Raw genomic sequence first — 21,192 nt, forward strand, 5'->3', positions numbered from 1 at the left:
CACCCACCTGCGCCGCCGGTGAGGCGTGTCACCGCCCCAGTGCCTCCGCCACGCCCTTCTCCTCCCGGCCCAGGAACTTAGGATCCGGTTTCAGCGCCGTGTCCAGTGCCGCCTTGCCGGCCGCCACCAGCTCCCGCGCCCCGCCGTAGTACCAGACCGAGTCGCGCGGCTCGTCGACCCCGACGCCGTACGCGTCGATGCCCGCCGCCTGGCAGAGCGCGACCGCGCGGCGGATGTGGAAGCCCTGGGTCACCAGCACCGCCTGGTCGACGCCGAAGATCTTCTTCGCGCGGACGCACGAGTCCCACGTGTCGAAGCCCGCGTAGTCGCTGACGATCCGCCCGTCCGGTACGCCCCGCTCCCTCAGGTAGCCGCGCATGGCGTCGGGCTCGTCGTACTCGGCGCGGCTGTTGTCCCCGGTGACCAGGACGACCTTGACCTTGCCGTCCCGGTACAGCGCGGCGGCGGTGTCGAGCCGGTGCGCCAGGTACGGGGTCGGGCGGCCCTTCCACAGGCCGGCCCCGAAGACCACGGCGACGTCCCGCGCGGGCACGTCCGCCGTCGTACGCAGCCGGCTGTCGGCGACGGCGTGCATCCAGGTCGCGGGCGTGAGCGCCAGGACGCACCCGAGCATGGCGCCCTGCACCAGCCGCCGCTTCCCCCGCCGGTCCGCCGGCCACTTCAGTCGTCGTATGCCTCTCTTGGACATCCCCCACCTCCGCCTCTTCCGACGCGGCAGCGGCCCGCCCGGTTCAGTGCGGCACGTGTGATCTCGACGGCGGCCGGCCCCCGTACAGGAGGGCGGCGAGCCCCGCGCCCAGGAGACCGCCGAGGAGCTGGGCGGCGATGAAGCCCGGCATCGAGGCGGGCGCGATACCGGTGAACGAGTCGGTGAGGGACCGGCCGACCGTCGCCGCCGGGTTCGCGAACGAGCCGGAGGAGGTGAACCAGATCGCGGCGGCGATGTACGCGGCGACCGCGACCGGCGCGAGCTGGGCGCGCCCGATGCGGTCCAGGCCCTGGATGAGGAGCACCAGGCCGGCCGTGGCGACGGTCTCGCCGAGCAGCAGGTGCCCGTCGGACCGCACTTGCGTGGACCAGCTGCCGGGGGCCTGCCCGAACATGGCCCCCGCGAGCAGGGCGCCCGAGACCGCCCCGGCCAGCTGGGCGGTGATGTAGAGGGCGACTTCCCGGCCGGTCAGGCCGTCCAGGGAGCGCCGCCCGGTCCACCAGACGGAGAGGGTGACGACCGGGTTGAGGTGGGCTCCGGAGACCGGGGCGAACAGGGCGATGAGCAGCCCGAGCCCGATCGCCGAGGCCAGTGAGTTGGCCAGTAGCTGTACCCCGACGTCGTGGCTGAGGCCGGTGGCCTGGATGCCCGAACCGATGATGACCGCCACGAGCGCCCCGGTGCCGACGAGTTCCGCGACAGCGCGGCGTGGCAGCTCCCTCTGCGTACCACCCATGAAACCCCCACTTCCTTCCAGCGGAAAACATCTTCCGCGTTTCGAAAAGAATGTAGCGGGTAAAAGAGATCGTTCTCTGCCCCGCGCCCTGGCACGATGCCCTGTGTGACCACATCCGGCCCCTGGGCCACGGCAGCCACCCGCAACAACGCCGAGTGGTGCGCCGCCCTGTGCCGCGCCCACGGCCTGGGTGCCGGTACGTTCGGCGACCGCGCCTGGACACACCCGCGCCGGACGCCGCCGTACTACCCGGACGCGGTCACCCTCGCCCCGGACGCTTCCGCGGCGGACGTGCTGGACGGCGTCGACCGGCGTACACCGGGCTGCTCGGTCAAGGACGGCTTCGCCACCCTCGACCTCACCGGGCACGGCTTCGAGCCCCTCTTCGACGCCCAGTGGATCCACCGCCCCGCCGGCGCGCCTCTACGGGAATCCCCGGACGCCGCACCCTGGGAGCCCGTCCGGACCGCCGCCGAACTCGCCGCCTGGGAAACCGCCTGGAGCGACGGCGACGACCCCCTCGACCTCTTCCGCCCCGCCCTCCTCACCGACCCGGCCACCACCGTGCTCGCGGGCCGCGCACCGGACGGCCGCATCGTCGCCGGGGCGGTCGTCAGCCACAGCGCCGACGTGACCGGCGTGTCCAACGTCTTCGGCACCGACCCCTGGCCCGGCTGCCTCGCCGCCCTGGCCCGCGTCCGGCCCGGCACCCCGGTCGTCGGATACGAGCACGGCGACGACCTCGCGGCCGCCCTCCGCCACGGCTTCACGGCCACCGGCACCCTCCGCGTCTGGGTCTCCCGCACCTGAGCCCCCTCCGGTGAGCCCGTGGAAAACACCCGTCACCCCCGCGCAACGACTCGGCAACACCCGCCCGTCACCATCAGTTCATGACGCAGCCGGCCGATCCCCGCGAGCCCCAGCCCTTCGACAGCACCGCCCAGCTGCTCACCCGCATCACCTCCCAGCTGGGCACCCAGCTGACCCGTCTCCACCTCGACGCAGCGAACGGAACGCGCAGGCCCATGAGCACACCCCACCTGCCCACCCTCGTCGCCGTCGCCCACGGCAGCCGCGACCCCCGCGCGCTCACCACCGTGAACGCCCTGCTCGACCGGGTCCGCGAACTGCGGCCGGGCCTGCCCGTCCGGCTCGGCCACATCGAACTGAACGCCCCGCTGCTCGACCGCACCCTCGCCGGCCTGGACGGCGGCGACGCCGTCCTCGTACCCCTCCTCCTCAGCCGCGGCTACCACGTCAAGCACGACCTGCCCGGCGCCGCCGCCACCGCACCCCACCTGCGCGTGCGCGTCGCCGCCCCGCTCGGCCCCCACCCCCTGCTCGTCGAAGCGCTCCACGACCGGCTGACCGAAGCCGGCTGGCACACCACCCGCGGCGCCGGCGTCGTCCTCGCCGCCGCCGGATCCCGCGACCCCGACTCGGCCGCCGACACCCGCCGTACCGCCCGGCTGCTCAGCGAGCGCCTCGGCGGCGTGCCCGTCGTCCCCGCGTACGCCTCCGCCGCCTCGCCCACCGTCCCCGAGGCCGTCCGCGCGCTCACCGCCCGAGGCCGCCACCGCATAGCCGTCGCCTCCTACTTCACCGCCCCCGGCCTGTTCGCCACCCGCAGCGCGGCCGCCGCCCCCTGGCTCGCCGCCGCGCCCCTCGGCGCCCACGCCGCCCTCGCCCGACTCGTGCTCCACCGCTACGACCAGGCCCTCACCACCACCCCCGTCCCGGCCGGCTCCTCCCAACTGGTCTCCGCCTGACCGGTTCACTGTCAGTCCCTGCGGTTACCTTCAGTGCATGAACGGCATGGACGGCAACGGCATGGACGGTACGTACGACGAGGCGGCCACCGAGCGCTGGGCCGCCGAGCCCGACAAGCGACCGGGCCGCACCGCGTTCCAGCGGGACCGCGCACGCGTGCTGCACTCGGGCGCGCTGCGGCGGCTGGCCGGCAAGACCCAGGTCGTCACCCCTGGCTCCCGCAGCCACGCCTGGGACCCCAGTCCACGCACCCGGCTCACCCACTCCCTGGAGTGCGCCCAGGTCGGCCGCGAGCTGGGCGCCGCCCTCGGCTGCGACCCCGACCTCGTGGAGGCCGCCTGCCTCTCCCACGACATGGGCCACCCGCCCTTCGGGCACAACGGCGAACAGGCCCTGAACGACTTCGCCAAGGACTGCGGCGGCTTCGAGGGCAACGCCCAGTCGCTGCGCCTGCTCACCCGTATCGAACCCAAGCGGTTCGTCCACGACGAGGCGTCCGGCGAGCTCGTCAGCGTCGGGCTCAACCTCACCCGCGCCGCACTCGACGCCGCCACCAAATACCCCTGGCCGCGCGGCGGCCACCCCACCGACCCCGACTCGCCCAAATTCGGGGTGTACGAGGACGACCTGCCCGTCTTCGACTGGGTACGGCAGGGCGCCCCCGAGCACGGCCGCTGCTTCGAGGCCCAGGTCATGGACTGGTCCGACGACGTCGCCTACTCCGTGCACGACTTCGAGGACGGCCTCCACGCCGGGCACATCGACCCCAACCTCCTCCTCGCCGAACCCGAGCGCGCCGACATCTGGCGCGTCGCCATCGGGCGGTACGTCCCCGCCGGCACCGACCCCCAGGAGCTGGCCGACGCCCTCGACCGGCTCATGGAACAGGAGTGGTGGCCGCACGGCTACGACGGAACAGCCATCGCCCAGGCCCGCCTCAAGGACGCCACCAGCCAGCTCATCGGCCGCTTCTGCCTCGCCGCCGAGGCCGCCACCCGCCGGGCACACGGCACCGGCCGCCTCACCCGGTACGCCGCCGAACTGGTCGTACCGCGCGAGACCCGCACCGAGTGCGCGGTCCTCAAGGCCGTCGCCGACCGGTACGTGATGCAGCGCGCCGAGCAGGAGGCGCTCAGGGCCGACCAGCGCATCGTGCTCGCCGAGCTGGCCGAGGCGCTCACCGCCCGCGCACCCGAGGGCCTGGACCCCCAGTTCCGCGCCCTGTTCGACACGGCGCCCGACGACCGGGCCCGCAAGCGGGTGATCGTCGACCAGATCGCCTCACTCACCGACGCCTCCGCCCGCACCCTGCACTCCCGCCTCACCAGCCGCCGCTGAGCCCCTGCTCCGTGTCCGACGTCCTCTTCCAACATCACGCTCCGTACGGGACGCTGCTGGGGGATGGCGGCGTAGCGTGACAATCCCGGAACCTTCAGGAGGCAAGAAGTGGTCGACGCAGATCAGACCTTCGTCATCGTCGGCGGGGGACTGGCCGGGGCCAAGGCGGCGGAAACACTCCGCTCCGAAGGGTTCACCGGCCGCGTGATCCTCATCGGTGACGAGGTCGACCCACCCTACGAGCGCCCACCCCTGTCCAAGGGCTACCTCGCGGGCAAGGAGCCGCGCGAGAAGGCGTTCGTCCACGAGTCCGCCTGGTACGCGGAGAAGGACATCGAGCTCCACCTCGGCCAGCCCGTCACCACCGTCGACCGCGCCGCCAGGACGGTACGCCTCGGCGACGGCACCACCATCGGCTACGACAAACTGCTGCTGGCCACCGGCTCCGAGCCGCGCCGCCTCGACATCCCCGGCACCGACCTCGCCGGCGTCCACCACCTGCGCCGCCTCGCCCATGCCGACCTGCTCCAGGGGACCCTCGCCGCGCTCGGCCGCGACAACGGCCACCTGGTCATCGCCGGAGCCGGCTGGATCGGCCTGGAGGTCGCCGCCGCCGCGCGCGGATACGGCGCCGAGGTCACCGTCGTCGAACCGGACCCCACCCCCCTCCACCAGGTCATCGGCCCCGAGCTCGGCCAGCTCTTCGCCGACCTGCACGCCGGGCACGGAGTCCGCTTCCGCTTCGGCGCCCGCCTCACCGAGATCGTCGGCCAGGACGGCATGGTGCTCGCCGCCCGCACCGAGGACGGCGAGGAGCACCCCGCCCACGCCCTCCTCGTCGCCGTCGGCGCCGCCCCGTGCACCGCCCTCGCCGAGAACGCGGGCCTCGCCCTGGTCGACCGCGCCCACGGCGGCGGCATCGCCGTCGACGCGTCGCTGCGCACCTCCGACCCCGACATCTACGCCGCCGGAGACGTGGCCGCCGCCGAGCACCCCCTCCTGCACACCCGGCTGCGCGTCGAACACTGGGCCAACGCCCTCAACGGCGGCCCCGCCGCCGCCCGCGCCATGCTCGGCCAGGACGTCTCCTACGACCGCGTCCCGTACTTCTACTCCGACCAGTACGACCTGGGCATGGAGTACAGCGGCTGGGCGCCGCCCGGCTCGTACGACCAGGTCGTGCTGCGCGGCGACGTGGGCAAGCGGGAGTTCATCGCGTTCTGGCTGAAGGACCGCCGCGTGCTGGCCGGGATGAACGTGAATGTGTGGGAAGTCACAGGGGACATCCAGGACCTCGTCCGTTCCCGTACCCCCGTGGACCCCGAGGCCCTCGCCGATCCCTCGACGCCGCTCGGGGATGTCCTTCCCCGGCCGTAAGATTTAGCGCGTGGCAGGCGGCAGGATCAACGACGACGACGTGAAGGCGGTACGGGACGCGGTCCCGATCGACGCCGTCGTGTCCGAGTACCTCCAGCTGCGCAGCGCCGGCGGCGGCAACCTCAAGGGCCTGTGCCCCTTCCACGACGAGAAGTCCCCCTCCTTCCAGGTCAGCCCCAGCAAGGGTCTCTTCCACTGCTTCGGCTGCCAGGAGGGCGGGGACACCATCGCCTTCGTGATGAAGATCGACCACCTCTCCTTCTCGGAGACGGTCGAGCGCCTCGCCGCCAAGGCGGGCATCACGCTGCGGTACGAGGAGGGCGGGTACAACCCCGGCCACCAGCGCGGCGAGCGGATCCGGCTCATCGAGGCCCACAAGGCCGCCGCCCAGTTCTACGCCGAGCAACTGGACAGCGCCGAAGCCGAGATCGGGCGGAAGTTCCTCGCCGAGCGCGGCTTCGACCAGGCCGCCGCCCAGCACTTCGGCGTCGGCTACAGCCCGGCCGGCTGGGACCACCTCACCCGCTACCTGCGCGGCAAGGGCTTCACCGACAAGGAACTGCTCGTCTCCGGGCTCTCCCAGGAGTCCCGCCGCAACCCCATCGACCGCTTCCGCGGCCGCCTGATGTGGCCCATCCGGGACGTCGGCGGCGACGTCGTCGGCTTCGGCGCGCGCAAACTCCGCGACGACGACAACGGGCCCAAGTACCTCAACACGCCCGAGACCCCCATCTACAAGAAGTCCCAGGTGCTGTACGGCATCGACCTGGCCAAGAAGGACATCGCCAAGTCCAGCCGGGCCGTCGTCGTCGAGGGCTACACCGACGTCATGGCCTGCCACCTGGCCGGCGTCACCACCGCCATCGCCACCTGCGGGACCGCCTTCGGCAGCGACCACATCAAGATCCTCCGCCGGCTGCTGATGGACAACGGCTCGGCGCGCGTCATCTTCACCTTCGACGGCGACGCCGCCGGCCAGAAGGCCGCGCTGCGGGCCTTCGAGGACGACCAGAAGTTCGCCGCCGAGACGTACATCGCCATCGCCCCGGACGGCATGGACCCGTGCGACCTGCGCCTCGCCAAGGGCGACGACGCGGTCGCCGACCTCGTCGAGCCCCGCACCCCGCTGTTCGAGTTCGCGCTGCGCCAGATCGTGGGCCGGTACGACCTGGAGACCCCGGCCGGCCGCGCCGCCGCACTCGACGAGGCGGCGCCCATCGTCGCCCGTATCAAGAACATCGCCTCGCAGCACGAGGTCGCCGTGCAGCTCGCCGGCATGGTCGGCATCCTCGACACCCAGTTCGTCGTCAAGCGCGTCGCCCAGTTCGCCCGCTGGGCCAGGGACCGCGGCGGCCGCGGCCCGGCGACGCCCGCGCCCCGTACGGCCGCCGCCGCGCCCACGACGCAGGCCCCCGTCGCGCCTTCCGGCCCCGCGCTGAACCTGCGCAGCCCGGCCCACCGCACCGAGCGCGAGCTGCTCAAGCTCGCCCTCCAGTACCCGGCCCTCGTCTCGCCCGCCTTCGACGCGTACGGCGCCGACGAGTTCACCGCCCCGCCGTACGCCGCGGTCCGCCAGACCATCGCGGACGCGGGCGGCGCCGAACAGGGCATCGACAACGCGGGCGAGTACCTGGCGCGGGTCCGGGACGCCGCGCCCGACGACACGGTCCGCGCCCTCGTCACGGAGCTGGCCGTGGAGGTCATCCACGGACGCACCGTCGACGAGACGTACGCGGGCGACCAGCTCGTCCAGGTCCGCCTCCGCGCGGTCGACCGCCGCATCCGCGACGTCCAGGGCACCCTCACCCGTCTCGGCTCCCACGGCGACCCGGCCCACCTCGCCGCCGTCCAGAACGAGCTGTGGGTCCTCCAGCAGTACGCCCAGTCGCTCCGCAACCACGGCGCGGCGGCGCTCTAGCCTCCGGCGGGGCGCCCTTTTCGGCGCCGCCCCGCGCCGCGTCCGGCCCCGCGCCGGGGGTCGCCCATGGGCGTCCGGCTCAGCCCCGGGCCTCGCCCCCCGGACCTCGCCTCCCGGACCTCGCCTCCCGGACCTCGCCCCCCGGGCCTCGCCCCGGGCCGGTCGCCGTCCCGGCGAGGTGCGCCCGGCCGCCCGGGGGTTCCCCCGGCGCGGGAGCGCACCGTTGGGGTCCGCTCCGTGGGGGGTGTCCTGGGCTCTCCTTCGCAAGCTCAGTCGTTTTGCGCCCAGAACACCCCCCACTGCGCGTCCCCTTCCGGGGCGGGCCCAGGCCCCGGCACCCGCCACCGCACCACCGGGGCCGGCCCCGGCCAATCCGCAGCGGGGCCGCTCAGGCCCACCCACCGCGTGCCGTCACCGAGCGGTCGCAAAAAGTGGCCGCACGCCCCTACTGGCGGTGATGTGTCGTACCCCACACTGGGTGGCGGTGCCTGAGTCCTCGCAGCGCGGTCGGTCCACCGACGGTGGGCCTCTCACCCCCGCGGATCCGCTCATCGAGTACGGGACGGAAAACAGCGGCACGGCCGCCGCCGTCCCGCTGCCGCACGCCCCCGACCCGGCAGCGATCACCCTGGAGGTCGCCCTCGTGCAGACCCGGACCCTGACCGACATCGACCCGGACACGGCCACCGCCGTCCCCGGACAGGGCATTGCGCCGCACCATCCCGAAGCCGTGCCCGAAGCCGTGCCGGATCTGGACGATCCCGAGCCGGCGCCGCCCAGCCGCGTGGCCGCGGCGGCGGGCGGCAGCGGGCCCTCCTCCGACCTGTTCCGCCAGTACCTGCGGGAAATCGGCCGGATACCCCTCCTCACCGCCGCCGAGGAGGTCGAACTGGCCCGCCGGGTGGAAGCCGGTCTGTTCGCCGAGGAGAAGCTCGCCGGCGCCCCCGACCTTGACTCCCAACTGGCCCTGGACCTCGACCGGCTGGTCGTCATGGGCCGGATGGCCAAGCGCCGCCTCATCGAGGCGAACCTGCGCCTCGTCGTCTCCGTCGCCAAGCGCTACGTCGGCCGCGGCCTGACCATGCTGGACCTCGTCCAGGAGGGCAACCTGGGCCTGATCAGGGCGGTCGAGAAATTCGACTACGCGCGGGGCTACAAGTTCTCGACGTACGCCACCTGGTGGATCCGCCAGGCCATGTCCCGCGCCCTCGCCGACCAGGCGCGGACCATCCGCGTCCCGGTCCACGTCGTCGAGCTGATCAACCGGGTCGTACGGGTCCAGCGCCGGATGCTTCAGGAGCGGGGCTACGAACCCACCCACGACGAGGTCGCCGCCCACCTGGACCTCGCGCCCGAGCGGGTGGGTGAGGTGCTGCGCCTCGCGCAGGAGCCGGTGTCGCTGCACGCGCCGGTCGGCGAGGAGGACGACGTCGCGCTCGGCGACCTGATAGAGGACGGCGACGCCGCGTCCCCCGTCGAGTCCGCGGCGTTCCTCCTGCTGCGCGAGCACCTGGAGGCCGTCCTGTCCACGCTGGGGGAGCGCGAACGCAAGGTCGTCCAGCTCCGGTACGGCCTGGTCGACGGCCGGCCCCGCACCCTGGAGGAGATCGGACGGATCTTCGGCGTGACGCGGGAACGCATCCGCCAGATCGAGTCCAAGACCCTCAACAAGCTGCGGGACCACGCCTTCGCGGACCAGCTGCGCGGCTACCTGGACTGATCAGTCGACCTCCGCCACCGCCTGTGCGAACTGCGACGCGTACAGGCGGGCGTAGGCTCCCTCCGCCGCCAGCAGCTCCTCGTGGGAGCCCTGTTCGACGATCGCCCCGTTCTCCATCACCAGGATCACGTCCGCGTCCCGGATGGTCGACAGCCGGTGCGCGATGACGAAGCTCGTCCGCCCGTGGGCGAGCCGGGCCATCGCCTTCTGGATGAGCACCTCGGTACGGGTGTCGACGGAGCTCGTCGCCTCGTCCAGGACCAGGATCACCGGGTCCGACAGGAACGCCCGGGCGATCGTGATGAGCTGCTTCTCGCCGGCGCTGACGCCCGAGCCCTCGTCGTCGATGACGGTGTCGTACCCGTCCGGCAGCGTACGGATGAACCGGTCCGCGTGCGCGGCCCGCGCCGCCTCCTCGATCTCCGCCTGCGAGACGTCATGTGAGGCGCCGTACGCGATGTTCTCCGCGATCGTGCCGCCGAACAGCCAGGTGTCCTGGAGCACCATGCCGATCCGGGACCGCAGCTCGTCCCGCGTCATCTCCGTCACGTTGACCCCGTCCAGCAGGATCCGGCCGCCGGTCACCTCGTAGAACCGCATCAGCAGGTTGACGAGGGTGGTCTTGCCGGCGCCGGTCGGGCCGACGATCGCGACCGTCTGGCCGGGCTCCACCGACAGGGACAGGTTCTCGATGAGCGGCCGGTCCGGGTCGTAGCGGAACGACACCTTCTCCAACGTCACCCGGCCCGCGGGCTCGAGGACCCGGCCCGGCACCGGGGCGGTGTCCGGCTCCTGCTCCTCCGCGTCCAGCAGCTCGAAGATCCGCTCGGCGGACGCGACCCCGGACTGCACCAGGTTCGCCATCGACGCGACCTGCGTCAGCGGCATGGAGAACTGCCGCGAGTACTGGATGAACGCCTGTACGTCGCCGATGGACAGCGAGCCGGACGCGACCCGAAGCCCGCCCACCACCGCCACCAGCACATAGTTCAGGTTCGAGATGAAGAACATCAGCGGTTGCATGATCCCGCTGTTGAACTGTGCCCGGAACCCGGCCTCGTACAACGCCTCGTTCTGCTCCCGGAAGTCGGCCGCCGCCTCGCCCTGCCGCCCGAACACCTTCACCAGCGCGTGCCCGCTGTACATCTCCTCGACGTGGGCGTTCAGCCGGCCCGTCGACTTCCACTGCTGCACGAACTGCGGCTGCGACCGCTTGCCGACCCTCGTCGCCACGACCACCGACAGCGGCACGGTCACCAGCGCGACCAGCGCCAGCAGCGGGGAGATCCAGAACATCATCACCAGCACGCCGACGATGGTCAGCGCCGAGTTGATCAGCTGGCCCATCGTCTGCTGCATGGTCTGCGAGATGTTGTCGATGTCGTTCGTCGCCCGGCTCAGCACCTCACCGCGCTTGGCCCGGTCGAAGTACGACAGCGGCAGCCGCTCCAGCTTGGCCTGCACGTCCTCCCGCAGCCGGTACACGGTCCGGTTGATCACCCGGATCGACATACGCGTCGACACCAGCATCAGCAGCCCGGCGGCCATGTACACCACCAGAACGATCAGCAGTACGCCGCCGACGGCACCGAAGTCGATGCCCTGCCCCGGGCGGAAGTCCACCCCGGACAGCATGTCCGCGAGCCCGCCGTCACCCGCGGCCCGCAGCGCCGCCAGGGCCTGCTCCTTGGTCAGCCCCTCCCGCATCTCGCGCCCGACGACCCCCGCGAAGATCAGGTCGGTGGCCCGGCCGAGGATCATCGGGCCGACCACCGACAGCGCCACGCTCAGCACCCCGGCCGCCAGCATCGCCCACAGCGTGGCCTTCTCCGGCTTCAGCTGCCCGAGCAGCCGCCTGCCCGAGCCCTTGAAGTCCATCGACCGCTGGTCGGGGCCCGCTCCGGCCGCCGCCATCATTCGTCCCGCCGGCCCCGCCATCAGGCAGCCTCCGCCTCGGTCAGCTGGGAGAGCACGATCTCCCGGTACGTCTCATTGCCCGCCATCAGCTCGTGATGGCGTCCCGTCCCCACGACCCGGCCCTCGTCGAGGACCACGATCCGGTCGGCGTCACGGATCGTCGACACCCGCTGGGCGACGATCACCACGGTCGCCCCGGCGGTCTCGCGCGACAGCGCGGCCCGCAGCAGCGCGTCCGTCGTGTAGTCCAGCGCCGAGAACGAGTCGTCGAACAGGTAGATCTCCGGCCGCTGCACCAGCGTCCGCGCGATCGCCAGGCGCTGCCGCTGCCCGCCCGACACGTTCGTCCCGCCCTGCGCGATCGGCGCGTCCAGGCCGTGCTCCAGCTCCCGTACGAAGTCGGCGGCCTGGGCCACCTCCAGCGCGTGCCACAGCTCCTCGTCGCTCGCGTCGGGCTTCCCGTACCGCAGGTTCGTCGCGACCGTCCCCGAGAACAGGTACGGCTTCTGCGGCACCAGGCCGACCGTCCGCGCGATCAGCGCCGGGTCCAGCTCGCGCACGTCCACGCCGTCGACGAGCACCTCGCCGCCCGTGACGTCGAACAGCCGCGGCACCAGGCCCAGCAGCGTCGACTTGCCGCTGCCCGTCGACCCGATGATCGCGGTCGTCTCGCCCGGCCGGGCCACCAGGTCGACCCCGCGCAGCACCGGTTCCTCGGCGCCCGGGTAGCGGAAGTCCGCGCCCCGTACCTCCAGGTGCCCGCGCCGCGGCAGCTCCCGCACCGGAGCCGGCGGCGGGATCACGCTGGACTCCGTACGCAGCACCTCCTCGATGCGCTCGGCGCACACCTCGGCGCGCGGCACCGTCATGAACATGAAGGTGGCCATCATCACGGCCATCACGATCTGCATCAGATAAGCCAGGAACGCCGTCAGCGCGCCGATCTCCATCCCGCCGCTGTCGATGCGGTGCGCGCCGAACCAGACCACGGCGACGCTGGAGACGTTCACGACGGTCATCACGGTGGGGAACATCAGCGCCATCAGCCGGCCGGTCGACATCGACACGTCGGTCAGGTCGGCGTTGGCGCGCTCGAACCGCTCCCGCTCGTAGGCGTCCTTCACGAAGGCGCGGATCACCCGGTTGCCGGTGATCTGCTCGCGCAGCACCCGGTTCACCGTGTCCAGCCGCTCCTGCATCGTCCGGAACAGCGGCCGCATCCTCTTCACGATCAACGAGACGGCGATGCCCAGCACCGGAACCACCGCGAGCAGCACGCCCGACAGCGGCACGTCCTGCCCGAGCGCCATGATGACGCCGCCCACGCACATGATGGGCGCCGACACCATCAGCGTGAACGCCATCAGCACCAGCATCTGCACCTGCTGGACGTCATTGGTCGTCCGGGTGATCAGCGACGGCGCCCCGAAGTGCCCCACCTCCCGCGCCGAGAACGACTGCACCCGGTCGAAGACCGCCGCCCGCACGTCCCGCCCGAGCGCCGCCGCGGTGCGCGCCCCGTAGTAGACGGCGCCGATGTTGCAGACGACCTGCACCACCGAGACGGCGACCATCAGCGCGCCGAACGTCAGGATGTAACCGGTGTCGCCGCGCACGACACCGTTGTCAATGATGTCCGCGTTGAGCGTGGGCAAATAGAGGGTGGCGCACGTCTGCAACAGCTGAAGCGCCACCAGCAGGGCTATGGGCCGTTTGTACGGCCCCAGATGGATCCGGAGAAGTTGTCTGAGCACGCTTCAACTATCGCCGCACGAGCCCGCCCTTACGACTCGGTTTCCCGGTCCTTTGCCGCACGACCGCTACGAAGAGAAGGCTCCGGGGTGCAACTGCTCGCGCGTCGCGCCGTACTGCTGACGGACCGCCTGCCCCACCGCGAGCTCCTCGCCCGGCTCGAATACCTGGGCCGCGGCGCCCTGCCAGGCCGGCGGAGTCTGCGGCGACAGCACGCCCTGCGACACCCCCAGCGCCCACGCCGCCTGCCGTGCCGCACCCAGCGCCGCGTAATCGGCCGGCTGGGGTACGACGACCTGCGCGCCGAAGATCGCCGGCGCGATCGCCTGCACCGCGGGCAGCTCGGCCGCCGCCCCCAGCAGGAACACCCGCCGCACCTCCACGCCCCGCCCGCGCAGGACGTCCATCGCGTCCGCCAGCGAGCACAGCATGCCCTCGAACGCCGCCCGCGCCAGGTGCTCCGGCTTCATCGACTCACGCCGCAGCCCGCTCAGCGTCCCGGCCGTGTGCGGCAGCTGCGGGGTGCGCTCACCCTCCAGATACGGCAGCAGTACGAGCCCGGAGGCGCCCGGAGTCGACTTCAGCGCCAGCGCCGACAGCTCCTCCAGGCCCCCGTCCAGGCCCAGCATCTCGGCGGTCCCGCGCAGCGCCCGTACCGCGTTCGACGTGTGGACGACCGGCAGGTGCATCCCCGCCGCATCCGCGAACGCCGTGATCATCCCGCGCGGATCGGCCAGCGCCTCGTGGTGCACCGCCATGACCGACCCGGACGCCCCGAGCGACACGACGGCGTCACCGGTCCCGAGCCCCAGCCCGAGCGCGGCCGCCATGGTCTCGCCGGTCCCGGCCGAGATCAGCAGCCCCTCCGGCGTCATCCCGGCGGCCTCGGCCGGCCCCAGCACCTCCGGCAGCGCGGCCTGGTGCCCCAGCGCCAGCTCCACCAGATCCGGCCGGTACGAACCCGTGCCCGCCGACCAGTAGCCCGTCCCCGACGCGGCACCCCGGTCCGTGGTCCTGCGCACCGGCCGGCCCAGCAGCTGCCACACCAGCCAGTCGTGCGGCTGGAGCACCATCGCCACCCGCGCCGCCGCCTCCGGCTCCGCACGCGCCAGCCACCGCAGCTTCGCCACAGGCTGCGCCGCCTGCGGTACGCAGCCCACGGCCTCCGCCCACGCCTGACGCCCCCCGAACGCCTCGACCAGGTCGGCGGCGGCCACCTGGGCCCGCTTGTCGTTGCCGACCAGCGCGGGCCGCACCAGGGCGCCCTGCCGGTCCAGCGGCACCAGCCCGTGCTGCTGCGCGGAGACACCGATCGCCTGGACGCCCTCGAGCAGCCCGCCGGAGGCGGCCTCACCGAGGGAGAGGAGCCACGCCTGCGGGTCGACCTCGGTCGCCTTCGGCTCGATGGGATGCGTGGCGTATCCCTGCCGCAGCACCGCACCCGTTTCCGTGTCACAGACGACGATGCGCGTGAAACCCGACGAACTGTCCAACCCGGCGACTATCCCCATGGGGATAGATTCTGCCGCACCCTAGGTGTTACTGGTCCCCCACTCGTCCTCGCCGCCGCCCTGACTGCGCTCCTTCAGCGAGCGCACCCGCTCGGCGACCGACTCGGGCATCCGGTCCCCGACCTTGTCGCTCACGGTGTGCAGCGCCTTTCCGGCCACCTCCCGCCCGGTCTGCGCGGCCGTCTCGGCCGCGTTGCGCACGGCCGGGTTGTGGGAGAACTCGCGCGCGGACTTGCGCAGCTGTTCGTAGCGTTCGCGCCCGGCACGGGTGCCGAGGACGTAACCGAGGGCCAGTCCAACGACGAACGTGAGCTTGTACCGCATGGCTGCCACCCTTCCGTAGGCGTCGGTGCTGGCCGCCTACCCGTCAGGGCCGGAGATCACCCAGGCGAACCGATTGGCGGAGCACCCCCCTGCTTGCGCTAATGTATGTGTCGCAGCGAGCGAGCGCCGCCCGGGACGCCCCAGGTAGGTACGTTCGGTGCAACGCAGCAATCCCCTGTAGCTCAATTGGCAGAGCAGCCGGCTGTTAACCGGCAGGTTACTGGTTCGAGTCCAGTCGGGGGAGCGCGATCCCCTGTAGCTCAATTGGCAGAGCATTCGGCTGTTAACCGGAGGGTTGCTGGTTCGAGTCCAGCCGGGGGAGCGGTGACGGGAGAGGGCCCCAGGGGCCCTCTCCTTTCTTTTTGCCCCGATTTCGGCCCGGAGGGAACCATCACGGGCGCGGGGCAGTCCTCATGGTCGTGCGTTGCCGACCATCCGGAGCAGGAGATCGTATGAGCGGCTATGCTGCGGCAGACGGCGCGCACAAATGTGCGCGACGCGCCGTAAGGGGCGGTAGCTCAGCCGGTTAGAGCAGCGGACTCATAATCCGTCGGCCGTGGGTTCGAGTCCCACCCGCCCCACCCCGAGGTTCTCCCAGAGAACCGTTTCTACCTGCGGAAACGCGAAAACGGGGGTCACCACTCCAGGGTGGCGACCCCCGTTCATCCGTTCAGACCAAGATCCAGGGGACACACAGGGGACACGGGACCGGATCAGGGGACACAGGGGCCCTCACGCCGCCTTCCGACGCCCATTCGAAGCCCGGCGTGCGGTCCGGGACGCCGCGGGCGGCAGGCCCGTCGGAAGCGCCCAGTCGTCCAGGCCCGGTGCCTCGGCGCGGGCGATCGTGAAGCGCGTGAGCGAGAAGTCCGCTCGCTGCTCCTCCGGGTACCGGTCGTTGAACTTCTCGACGCGGACCAGCTCCAGGTCGTTAGCGGTGCAGTGGTCGCGTATCCACTTCACGGCCGCGTTGGCGGCGTCGTCCTGGCCCCGGCCGGCGAGGGTGATCATGCCGAGGAGATCGGAGTCGGGTTGGGTCTGCGCTCCAACGGCCCAGGTGTCGCCTGACTGCCGTGCGCCGTGGGCGAAGAAGACGGCGATGTCGCCCTGCCAGGCCCTTTCGGGGATCGTGAGCGGGGTGCGCACCTCGAAGGGGACTTCGCGGGGGACGACGGCCATGACCGACTCGGCCTCGGCTCGCATCATCTCGGGTAGCACGCTGGTGTAGGTGTCGGAGGTGATCTGGCGCGAGGAGTGCCCCAGCTTCTCCTGGACCACCTTGATGTCGTTACCGGCGAGGAGAGACAGGGTGGCCGCGAGGTGGCGTAGGTCGTGCAGGCGGACCGGGGGTAGGCCGGACAGCTCTACGAGGCGGGTGAAGCGGCGGGAGATCCAGTCGGGGTGGAGTGCCTCGCCATTCTCGTGCGTCCACACGCGGCCGGTCTCGACGTAGGCGTCTCCCCACTCCTGGCGCTTCTGCTCCTGCTTCGCACGGAAGCTGACGAAGTTGTCGCCGGACTCCAGGCTCAGTGAGACGGTGCGGACGCTGTCGGCCTTCGGCGCTTCGCCGTACAGCTTGTAGGCGACTTCCACGATCTGCTGGGAGATCCGCATCCAAAGGGCGTCGGTGTTGACCTCGGTCCAGGGCAGCGCGGCCATCTCACCGCGGCGGGGGCCGTTAAAGACGAAGGTGTGCCACAGCTCGTACAGCCAGTCGGTCTTGACGAAGTCCAGAAATTCGCCGGTCAGCTCGGGGGTCCACACCATGACCGGGCCAGGCTTCTCGCCGGTGCGCTTCCAGTGCTCGATGCGCTCGGGCGTCCAGACGAGCGGCTTCGGCCGGGTGACCGGCGGCAGCTCCACGAGCTGAGCCCAGTTCTTGGAGAACGCCTGCTCCCGCTTGATCCCCCAGGACAGCGCCGAACTGAGCGTGTCGTTGATGCGGTGCATGGTGGCAGCGGAGGTGACTTTCCGCAGCCCCTTCTTGCCCTCGCGGAGCGCCGCATTTGCGTCGAGGAAGGCGCGGCGGGCGGCGCGGCGCTCCTCCCTCTTGGCGTAGCCCGCCGTCTTCACCCAGGCTTGGTGCGCGGCGTCCCGGTCCTTCTGGAGCTGATCGACGCGGAGACGGTGCAGGATCCGCTCGGCGTTCTCCTTCTCGATCGCGTCGTACATCTTGTCGAGGTGCCGGACCTTGAGGTCTCGGCGCTTGATGTGCCCGAGGTGAGGGAGGAGGTAGTTGTTGATGTGCTCCTCGTAGCCGTGGCGGGTGGTGCGGGCGAGGGACTTCTTCGCCTTGATCCACCGGAGGAAGAAGTCGCCGCACGTCTCGTCGGAGAGTACGTCGGTGCCGGCCGTGGCCGCGTCGTACAGCTCCTTGGCCTTCTTCTTGGCGTCATCCAGCTTGGTGAAGCCGCCTCGGCGTATGCGGGCGCGCTTGTTGCCCTCGCCGCGCTCTGCCTCGAAGTAGAAGTACCAGGTGCCGTGTCCCTTGCCGAGCTTCGGGCACGTCAGCCCGATGTCCCCGATCTTCGGCTTGCCGTCCGCGTCGAGGACCGGGTTGCCCTCCTTGTCCTTGAGCGGCCCCTTGCACTGGCACCGCCGGTAGTAGCTCGGCTCAAACACTCCGACCCCCTGCTGGTCTGTTGCTTGGCTCACAGCCAGCCCTCGGTGTCGTACGTATCCGTACGTGTCTGGCGTGATCTCTTTCGATCTTGCTGGGGGTGTCGGACAGCGTTGTAAAGTTGCTGACAAGTTGGCGCGGGGGAGACAGGCGACCAACGATGACTGCTCATGAAGCGGGCGGACCGACCGGAGCCATGCGGCTGGAGGAGCTACTTGCTCTCCCGGCCACGGTCAATGTCACAACAGCGGGACGTGCACTGGGCATTGGCCGCGACAAGGCGTACGAGTTGATCAGGGCGGGCACGTTCCCCGTCAGGACGCTCCCTCTTGGGGGGACGGTCCGGGTTCCAACGGCTGAGCTGTGGAGGGTGCTGGGTGTCGAGCCTCGTACGGAGGTGAGTCCATGATCAGGGGTAATGCGCGATTTGAGGTGTTCGTTGTTCTATCAAGAGTGTGACCTATCTCGCTGGTAAATTAGTGCATGTAGGGGGTCGGGTAGAGGGGTCGAGATCATGCCAAGGCTCTACGGTTTTGAGGACATGGCGTACCGGCGCGTGCGCGAGGCGGAGGCGGAGGGCATCCGGGCCGCCGCCTCGCGGCGGCTGCTGAGACAGAGCTGGCCCGCGATCACGGAGTGGATGAGCGAAGCGGGCTACCGCACCACGTTGGGCAACAAGTTCAAGCCTGATGTGCTGGCCGGCGTGCTTCACCACCCGGCCATAGCCGGTTTGATGGAGACCGAGGACGGTGAGCTGGTCGACAGCGGCGGGCCTCGGATCATCCCCGTTGAGGACTTCCTTGCCATCCGCGCCATGAAGCAGGCCGAAGGCGCAGGCAAGGAGCGCGCTGACCAGCGCGAGTACCTTCTCTCCGGCCCACTCAGCGTCTGCGGCCTGTGTGGCCACACGCTCGGGGCGTCGCCGTCGAACGCCGGAGCCCGTGGGCACCGCTGCCCGCCGAGCTCCCCTCAGCATCCGGGCGGCTGTGGCAAGGTCCGCATCAACGCCGACCTGTACGAGAAGTACGTCGGTGAACAAGTCCTTGGTGAGCTGGCCAAGCCGGAGGTTGCGGAGCTGATCGGCGCCGCACGGGAGGAACTGCTTGCCCAGGCGAAGGATTTGGACAAGCAGGTCGCAGCGGCTCGCCGACGACAGAAGAAGCTGGGTGCGGACTACGCCGCGGGTTCGAGCATGTCGCTGGCCGCCTTCAAGGCCGCCGACAAGGAGTTGACGAACCTGATCCGGGAGAAGTCGACGCAGGCCCGGTTCCTGAAGCAGGTCAAGCACGTCCCCGTGGGGGACATCCCGGATCTCGTGCGCTGGTGGAAGCACGCGCCGCTGAAGGCAAAGAAGGGCCTCATCGTCCTTCTGCTGGAGCAGATCGCCGTGTACCCGGCCGCGTCTAGGGGCTCGCGCACCGTGGACGGGGACCGGGTTGCCTTCACGTGGCGGCAGTGGGGTGCCGCCGAGGCGGAGCCGCGCTCCGCCTAGACGTTCACGCTGCGGCGCAGCGGTTCCGAGCGGCGGCTGTTGCTGAGCACGGCCATCGACAGCCCGGTCGCCACGCACCCAATGGACAGCCCCGCCAGCGCGGGGCTGATGACGTTGTCCAGCGCCAGCGGCCAGGCGTGGCCGCTCTCGTAGGCGAGTATGTAGCCTCCTCGGCTAACGGCGTAGAGGACACCGAACGCCGCCCCGGCCGCCGCCACGGCCAGGCCGGTGCCCGCCGCACGGCCCCGCTCCCACGCGCCGCGCGCGAGCTTCGCGGCGCGCACCGCCACCTCGGCGCCGGCTGCCGCGAAGAAGCCGAGGTACGTCAGCATGTAGGTGCGGACATCACTGAACTGCGCGTACGAGGTCGACAGATCCAGGCCGAGTCGTGCCGGGTCGGTCCGGCGGAACTGCCAGATCAGTAGGCCGGAAACCACGACGACGAAGCCGATGCGGCACGCGATGCTGGCGTCGTGGGGCAGTTCCCGGTACTCCCAGTCGATGATCAGGACCTGGAGGCTCGCGCAGAAGATCACCGCAGCGATGTCCGAGATGAGCGAGGACAGTTCGGCCATCGTCGCTCTGTCTGCGACCTCCGCCACGACCGGGATCGCCAGCACGGAACCGACGAAGCCGCTTGCCAGCGCGACGACATGGGCGCGGCGCGCTACACGGAAGTAGTCGCCCTTTCGTCTCCGCTGGGCGACGGCTCGAACGAGAGCAATCGCGGTGCTCACCAGGGTGAGCACCGAGCACAGGCCGAAGATCGGGCCATCCACGTCAGCGTCCTTCCAGGTAATCCGCTGCCCGCTCAGCGGCTTCGTGCAAGCTCCGGCGGCGCGGACGCCCCTCGCGGGGCTGGTCGACGCCGGGGGGAGGTGGGGGGATCGCCGGGACGTCCTCTGGCAGTCCCTCCCGGCGACGGATCTCCCGGAGCGTTGAGCTGATTTCAAGAATGTCCTGCACTTCAAGGCCCAGCATTAAACGCAGGACTTCACGTGCCTCGGGTCGCGACACGAAGACGGAGAGTGCGGTCAGGTCGTCCCACTCGGCTCCTGGCAGGAGGAAGGCGGCCGGCGCGCCGAGGGCGTCGGCCACAGCTCCGATGGTCGAGGTCGTGGGGTTGCCGCTCGACCCGTTGAAGAGGCTGGTTACTTGGCCGTGGGAGACGGAGGCTCCCGGCGCCTTACGGGTGGCGTTGGAGATGTCCCGCGCACTGGGTGTGAAGCCATCGGGGTCACGGCGCAGCCTGAGCAGGGCAATCAGCTTCGCCTGAAGGCTCAGGGCCTGCCCGGTGTCCTGGGTGTCTGCCATGTCCGTCATCTCTGGCTGTGTCGTATGCTCCGGCGGTGCGACCGACCGGTAACAACCGCGAAGATCAGACTACATCGCAGGTGGCGGGGGTTATAGGGTTTGTCGCACAGTTTCTCGGCGGAGCGGCGACCGGTGAGCGGGCACCGGCTTGCCCTCCCGCGCGCCTGCCGTCGGCGGGCGCCCCGAGGAGTCGCATCAGGGCGGGCGGAGCGGCGCGCACGCCGTGCACGGGAGGAACCGCATGTCGATGTCCGAGGTTGACGAACGTGAGATTACTGAGGTCGCGAAGGGGGCCCCGCGGGTGCTGAGAGGGGCGTCGAACAAGACGGCGGGGGGCGACGCCCGCAAGGTGGTTGAGGCGATGGCGCTCCTGGAAAGGCGGAAGCGCGGCGGCGGACGTAGCGGGGGTGAGACCTGACGGTCAGTTAGGGCGGCCTGCCCTTAACCAGCGAAATAGGTGACATTTTTGACGAGCTGTTGTACGTTTTGACGTGCCGGGCGGGTACGGCAGCCGCAGGAGCCCGCACGGCAGCGTCGCGTGAGCGGCGTCCTTCCCTACTCCTCGCCGGGTGGCCGACCCCCCCCCGCGCCCCACCCGGCGAGGAGTCGGCCGTCCGGTGTGGCCGTCGGGGTGCGTGACGGGAGCCAGCCCGCCGTGACCGCTTGGTCGTGG

Annotated in this window: 17 protein-coding genes and 3 tRNA genes; 11 read left to right on the forward strand and 9 right to left on the reverse strand. The window is 71.0% G+C overall.

Features of this window, described 5'->3' with window-relative positions:
* Positions 1 to 28: 28 nt before the first annotated feature.
* Together BKD26_RS02475 and BKD26_RS02480 are read right to left on the reverse strand one after the other, a co-directional pair.
* Positions 29 to 709, reverse strand: a complete 681-nt coding sequence (locus tag BKD26_RS02475; RefSeq protein ID WP_084895174.1) for an ElyC/SanA/YdcF family protein — start codon at positions 707 to 709, stop codon at positions 29 to 31.
* Positions 710 to 752: 43 nt separating this feature from the next.
* The gene (locus tag BKD26_RS02480; RefSeq protein ID WP_084895176.1) at positions 753 to 1,466 is read right to left on the reverse strand and encodes an aquaporin; all 714 of its coding nucleotides are present in this window, start codon (positions 1,464 to 1,466) and stop codon (positions 753 to 755) included.
* 105 nt (positions 1,467 to 1,571) lie between these two features.
* Between BKD26_RS02480 and BKD26_RS02485 the strand changes: the two genes are divergently transcribed.
* From BKD26_RS02485 to BKD26_RS02510, 6 genes are all read left to right on the forward strand, one after another.
* Complete coding sequence (locus BKD26_RS02485; RefSeq protein WP_241518502.1) at positions 1,572 to 2,276, forward strand: hypothetical protein; 705 nt, start codon at positions 1,572 to 1,574, stop codon at positions 2,274 to 2,276.
* A gap of 80 nt (positions 2,277 to 2,356) precedes the next feature.
* Positions 2,357 to 3,235, forward strand: a complete 879-nt coding sequence (locus tag BKD26_RS02490) for a sirohydrochlorin chelatase (RefSeq protein WP_084895180.1) — start codon at positions 2,357 to 2,359, stop codon at positions 3,233 to 3,235.
* Positions 3,236 to 3,272: 37 nt separating this feature from the next.
* Positions 3,273 to 4,574, forward strand: coding sequence for a deoxyguanosinetriphosphate triphosphohydrolase (locus BKD26_RS02495; RefSeq protein WP_084895182.1), 1,302 nt, complete (start codon positions 3,273 to 3,275; stop codon positions 4,572 to 4,574).
* Between the two features lie 108 nt (positions 4,575 to 4,682).
* Complete coding sequence (locus tag BKD26_RS02500; RefSeq protein WP_084895185.1) at positions 4,683 to 5,951, forward strand: FAD-dependent oxidoreductase; 1,269 nt, start codon at positions 4,683 to 4,685, stop codon at positions 5,949 to 5,951.
* 10 nt (positions 5,952 to 5,961) lie between these two features.
* On the forward strand, positions 5,962 to 7,869 hold the full coding sequence (gene dnaG, locus BKD26_RS02505; RefSeq protein ID WP_084895187.1) for a DNA primase: 1,908 nt from the start codon (positions 5,962 to 5,964) through the stop codon (positions 7,867 to 7,869).
* 484 nt (positions 7,870 to 8,353) lie between these two features.
* Positions 8,354 to 9,589 carry an RNA polymerase sigma factor gene (locus BKD26_RS02510; RefSeq protein WP_084895357.1) on the forward strand — a complete coding sequence of 412 codons (1,236 nt, stop codon included), beginning with the start codon at positions 8,354 to 8,356 and terminating at the stop codon, positions 9,587 to 9,589.
* Here BKD26_RS02510 and BKD26_RS02515 read toward each other — a convergent pair whose 3' ends face one another.
* The 4 genes from BKD26_RS02515 to BKD26_RS02530 all read right to left on the reverse strand — a co-directional run bounded on the left by BKD26_RS02515 (position 9,590) and on the right by BKD26_RS02530 (position 15,093).
* Positions 9,590 to 11,527 carry an ABC transporter ATP-binding protein gene (locus BKD26_RS02515; RefSeq protein ID WP_084895189.1) on the reverse strand — a complete coding sequence of 646 codons (1,938 nt, stop codon included), beginning with the start codon at positions 11,525 to 11,527 and terminating at the stop codon, positions 9,590 to 9,592.
* A complete protein-coding gene (locus BKD26_RS02520; RefSeq protein ID WP_084895191.1) occupies positions 11,527 to 13,260 on the reverse strand; it encodes an ABC transporter ATP-binding protein in 1,734 nt (577 codons plus the stop codon). Before BKD26_RS02520 ends, BKD26_RS02515 begins: the two co-directional genes overlap by 1 nt.
* A 66-nt stretch (positions 13,261 to 13,326) precedes the next feature.
* On the reverse strand, positions 13,327 to 14,769 hold the full coding sequence (locus BKD26_RS02525) for an FGGY family carbohydrate kinase (RefSeq protein WP_084895193.1): 1,443 nt from the start codon (positions 14,767 to 14,769) through the stop codon (positions 13,327 to 13,329).
* A gap of 21 nt (positions 14,770 to 14,790) precedes the next feature.
* The gene (locus tag BKD26_RS02530; RefSeq protein WP_084895195.1) at positions 14,791 to 15,093 is read right to left on the reverse strand and encodes a hypothetical protein; all 303 of its coding nucleotides are present in this window, start codon (positions 15,091 to 15,093) and stop codon (positions 14,791 to 14,793) included.
* Between the two features lie 171 nt (positions 15,094 to 15,264).
* On the opposite strand from BKD26_RS02530, the gene BKD26_RS02535 reads away from it, so the two are divergent.
* The 3 genes from BKD26_RS02535 (at position 15,265) to BKD26_RS02545 (ending at position 15,674) form a co-directional block, all read left to right on the forward strand.
* Positions 15,265 to 15,337 (forward strand) — tRNA-Asn (locus BKD26_RS02535).
* A gap of 5 nt (positions 15,338 to 15,342) precedes the next feature.
* Positions 15,343 to 15,415, forward strand: a tRNA-Asn gene (locus tag BKD26_RS02540).
* 185 nt (positions 15,416 to 15,600) lie between these two features.
* Positions 15,601 to 15,674: transfer RNA gene (locus BKD26_RS02545), tRNA-Ile, on the forward strand.
* A gap of 151 nt (positions 15,675 to 15,825) precedes the next feature.
* Here BKD26_RS02545 and BKD26_RS02550 read toward each other — a convergent pair.
* On the reverse strand, positions 15,826 to 17,715 hold the full coding sequence (locus tag BKD26_RS02550; protein WP_179166376.1) for a site-specific integrase: 1,890 nt from the start codon (positions 17,713 to 17,715) through the stop codon (positions 15,826 to 15,828).
* 512 nt (positions 17,716 to 18,227) lie between these two features.
* On the opposite strand from BKD26_RS02550, the gene BKD26_RS02560 reads away from it, so the two are divergent.
* A complete protein-coding gene (locus BKD26_RS02560) occupies positions 18,228 to 19,205 on the forward strand; it encodes a recombinase family protein (protein WP_143662595.1) in 978 nt (325 codons plus the stop codon).
* On the opposite strand, the gene BKD26_RS02565 is transcribed toward BKD26_RS02560, so the two are convergent.
* The gene (locus BKD26_RS02565; RefSeq protein ID WP_084895203.1) at positions 19,202 to 19,984 is read right to left on the reverse strand and encodes a hypothetical protein; all 783 of its coding nucleotides are present in this window, start codon (positions 19,982 to 19,984) and stop codon (positions 19,202 to 19,204) included. The two genes, BKD26_RS02560 and BKD26_RS02565, sit on opposite strands and share 4 nt — an antisense overlap.
* Position 19,985: 1 nt before the next feature.
* Positions 19,986 to 20,519 carry a hypothetical protein gene (locus tag BKD26_RS02570; protein ID WP_143662596.1) on the reverse strand — a complete coding sequence of 178 codons (534 nt, stop codon included), beginning with the start codon at positions 20,517 to 20,519 and terminating at the stop codon, positions 19,986 to 19,988.
* 241 nt (positions 20,520 to 20,760) lie between these two features.
* Between BKD26_RS02570 and BKD26_RS40060 the strand changes: the two genes are divergently transcribed.
* Positions 20,761 to 20,937 carry a hypothetical protein gene (locus BKD26_RS40060; RefSeq protein WP_179166377.1) on the forward strand — a complete coding sequence of 59 codons (177 nt, stop codon included), beginning with the start codon at positions 20,761 to 20,763 and terminating at the stop codon, positions 20,935 to 20,937.
* Positions 20,938 to 21,192: the final 255 nt, after the last annotated feature.

It is taken from the genome of Streptomyces sp. CB03238, from assembly GCF_002099185.1.
Lineage (GTDB): Bacteria > Actinomycetota > Actinomycetes > Streptomycetales > Streptomycetaceae > Streptomyces.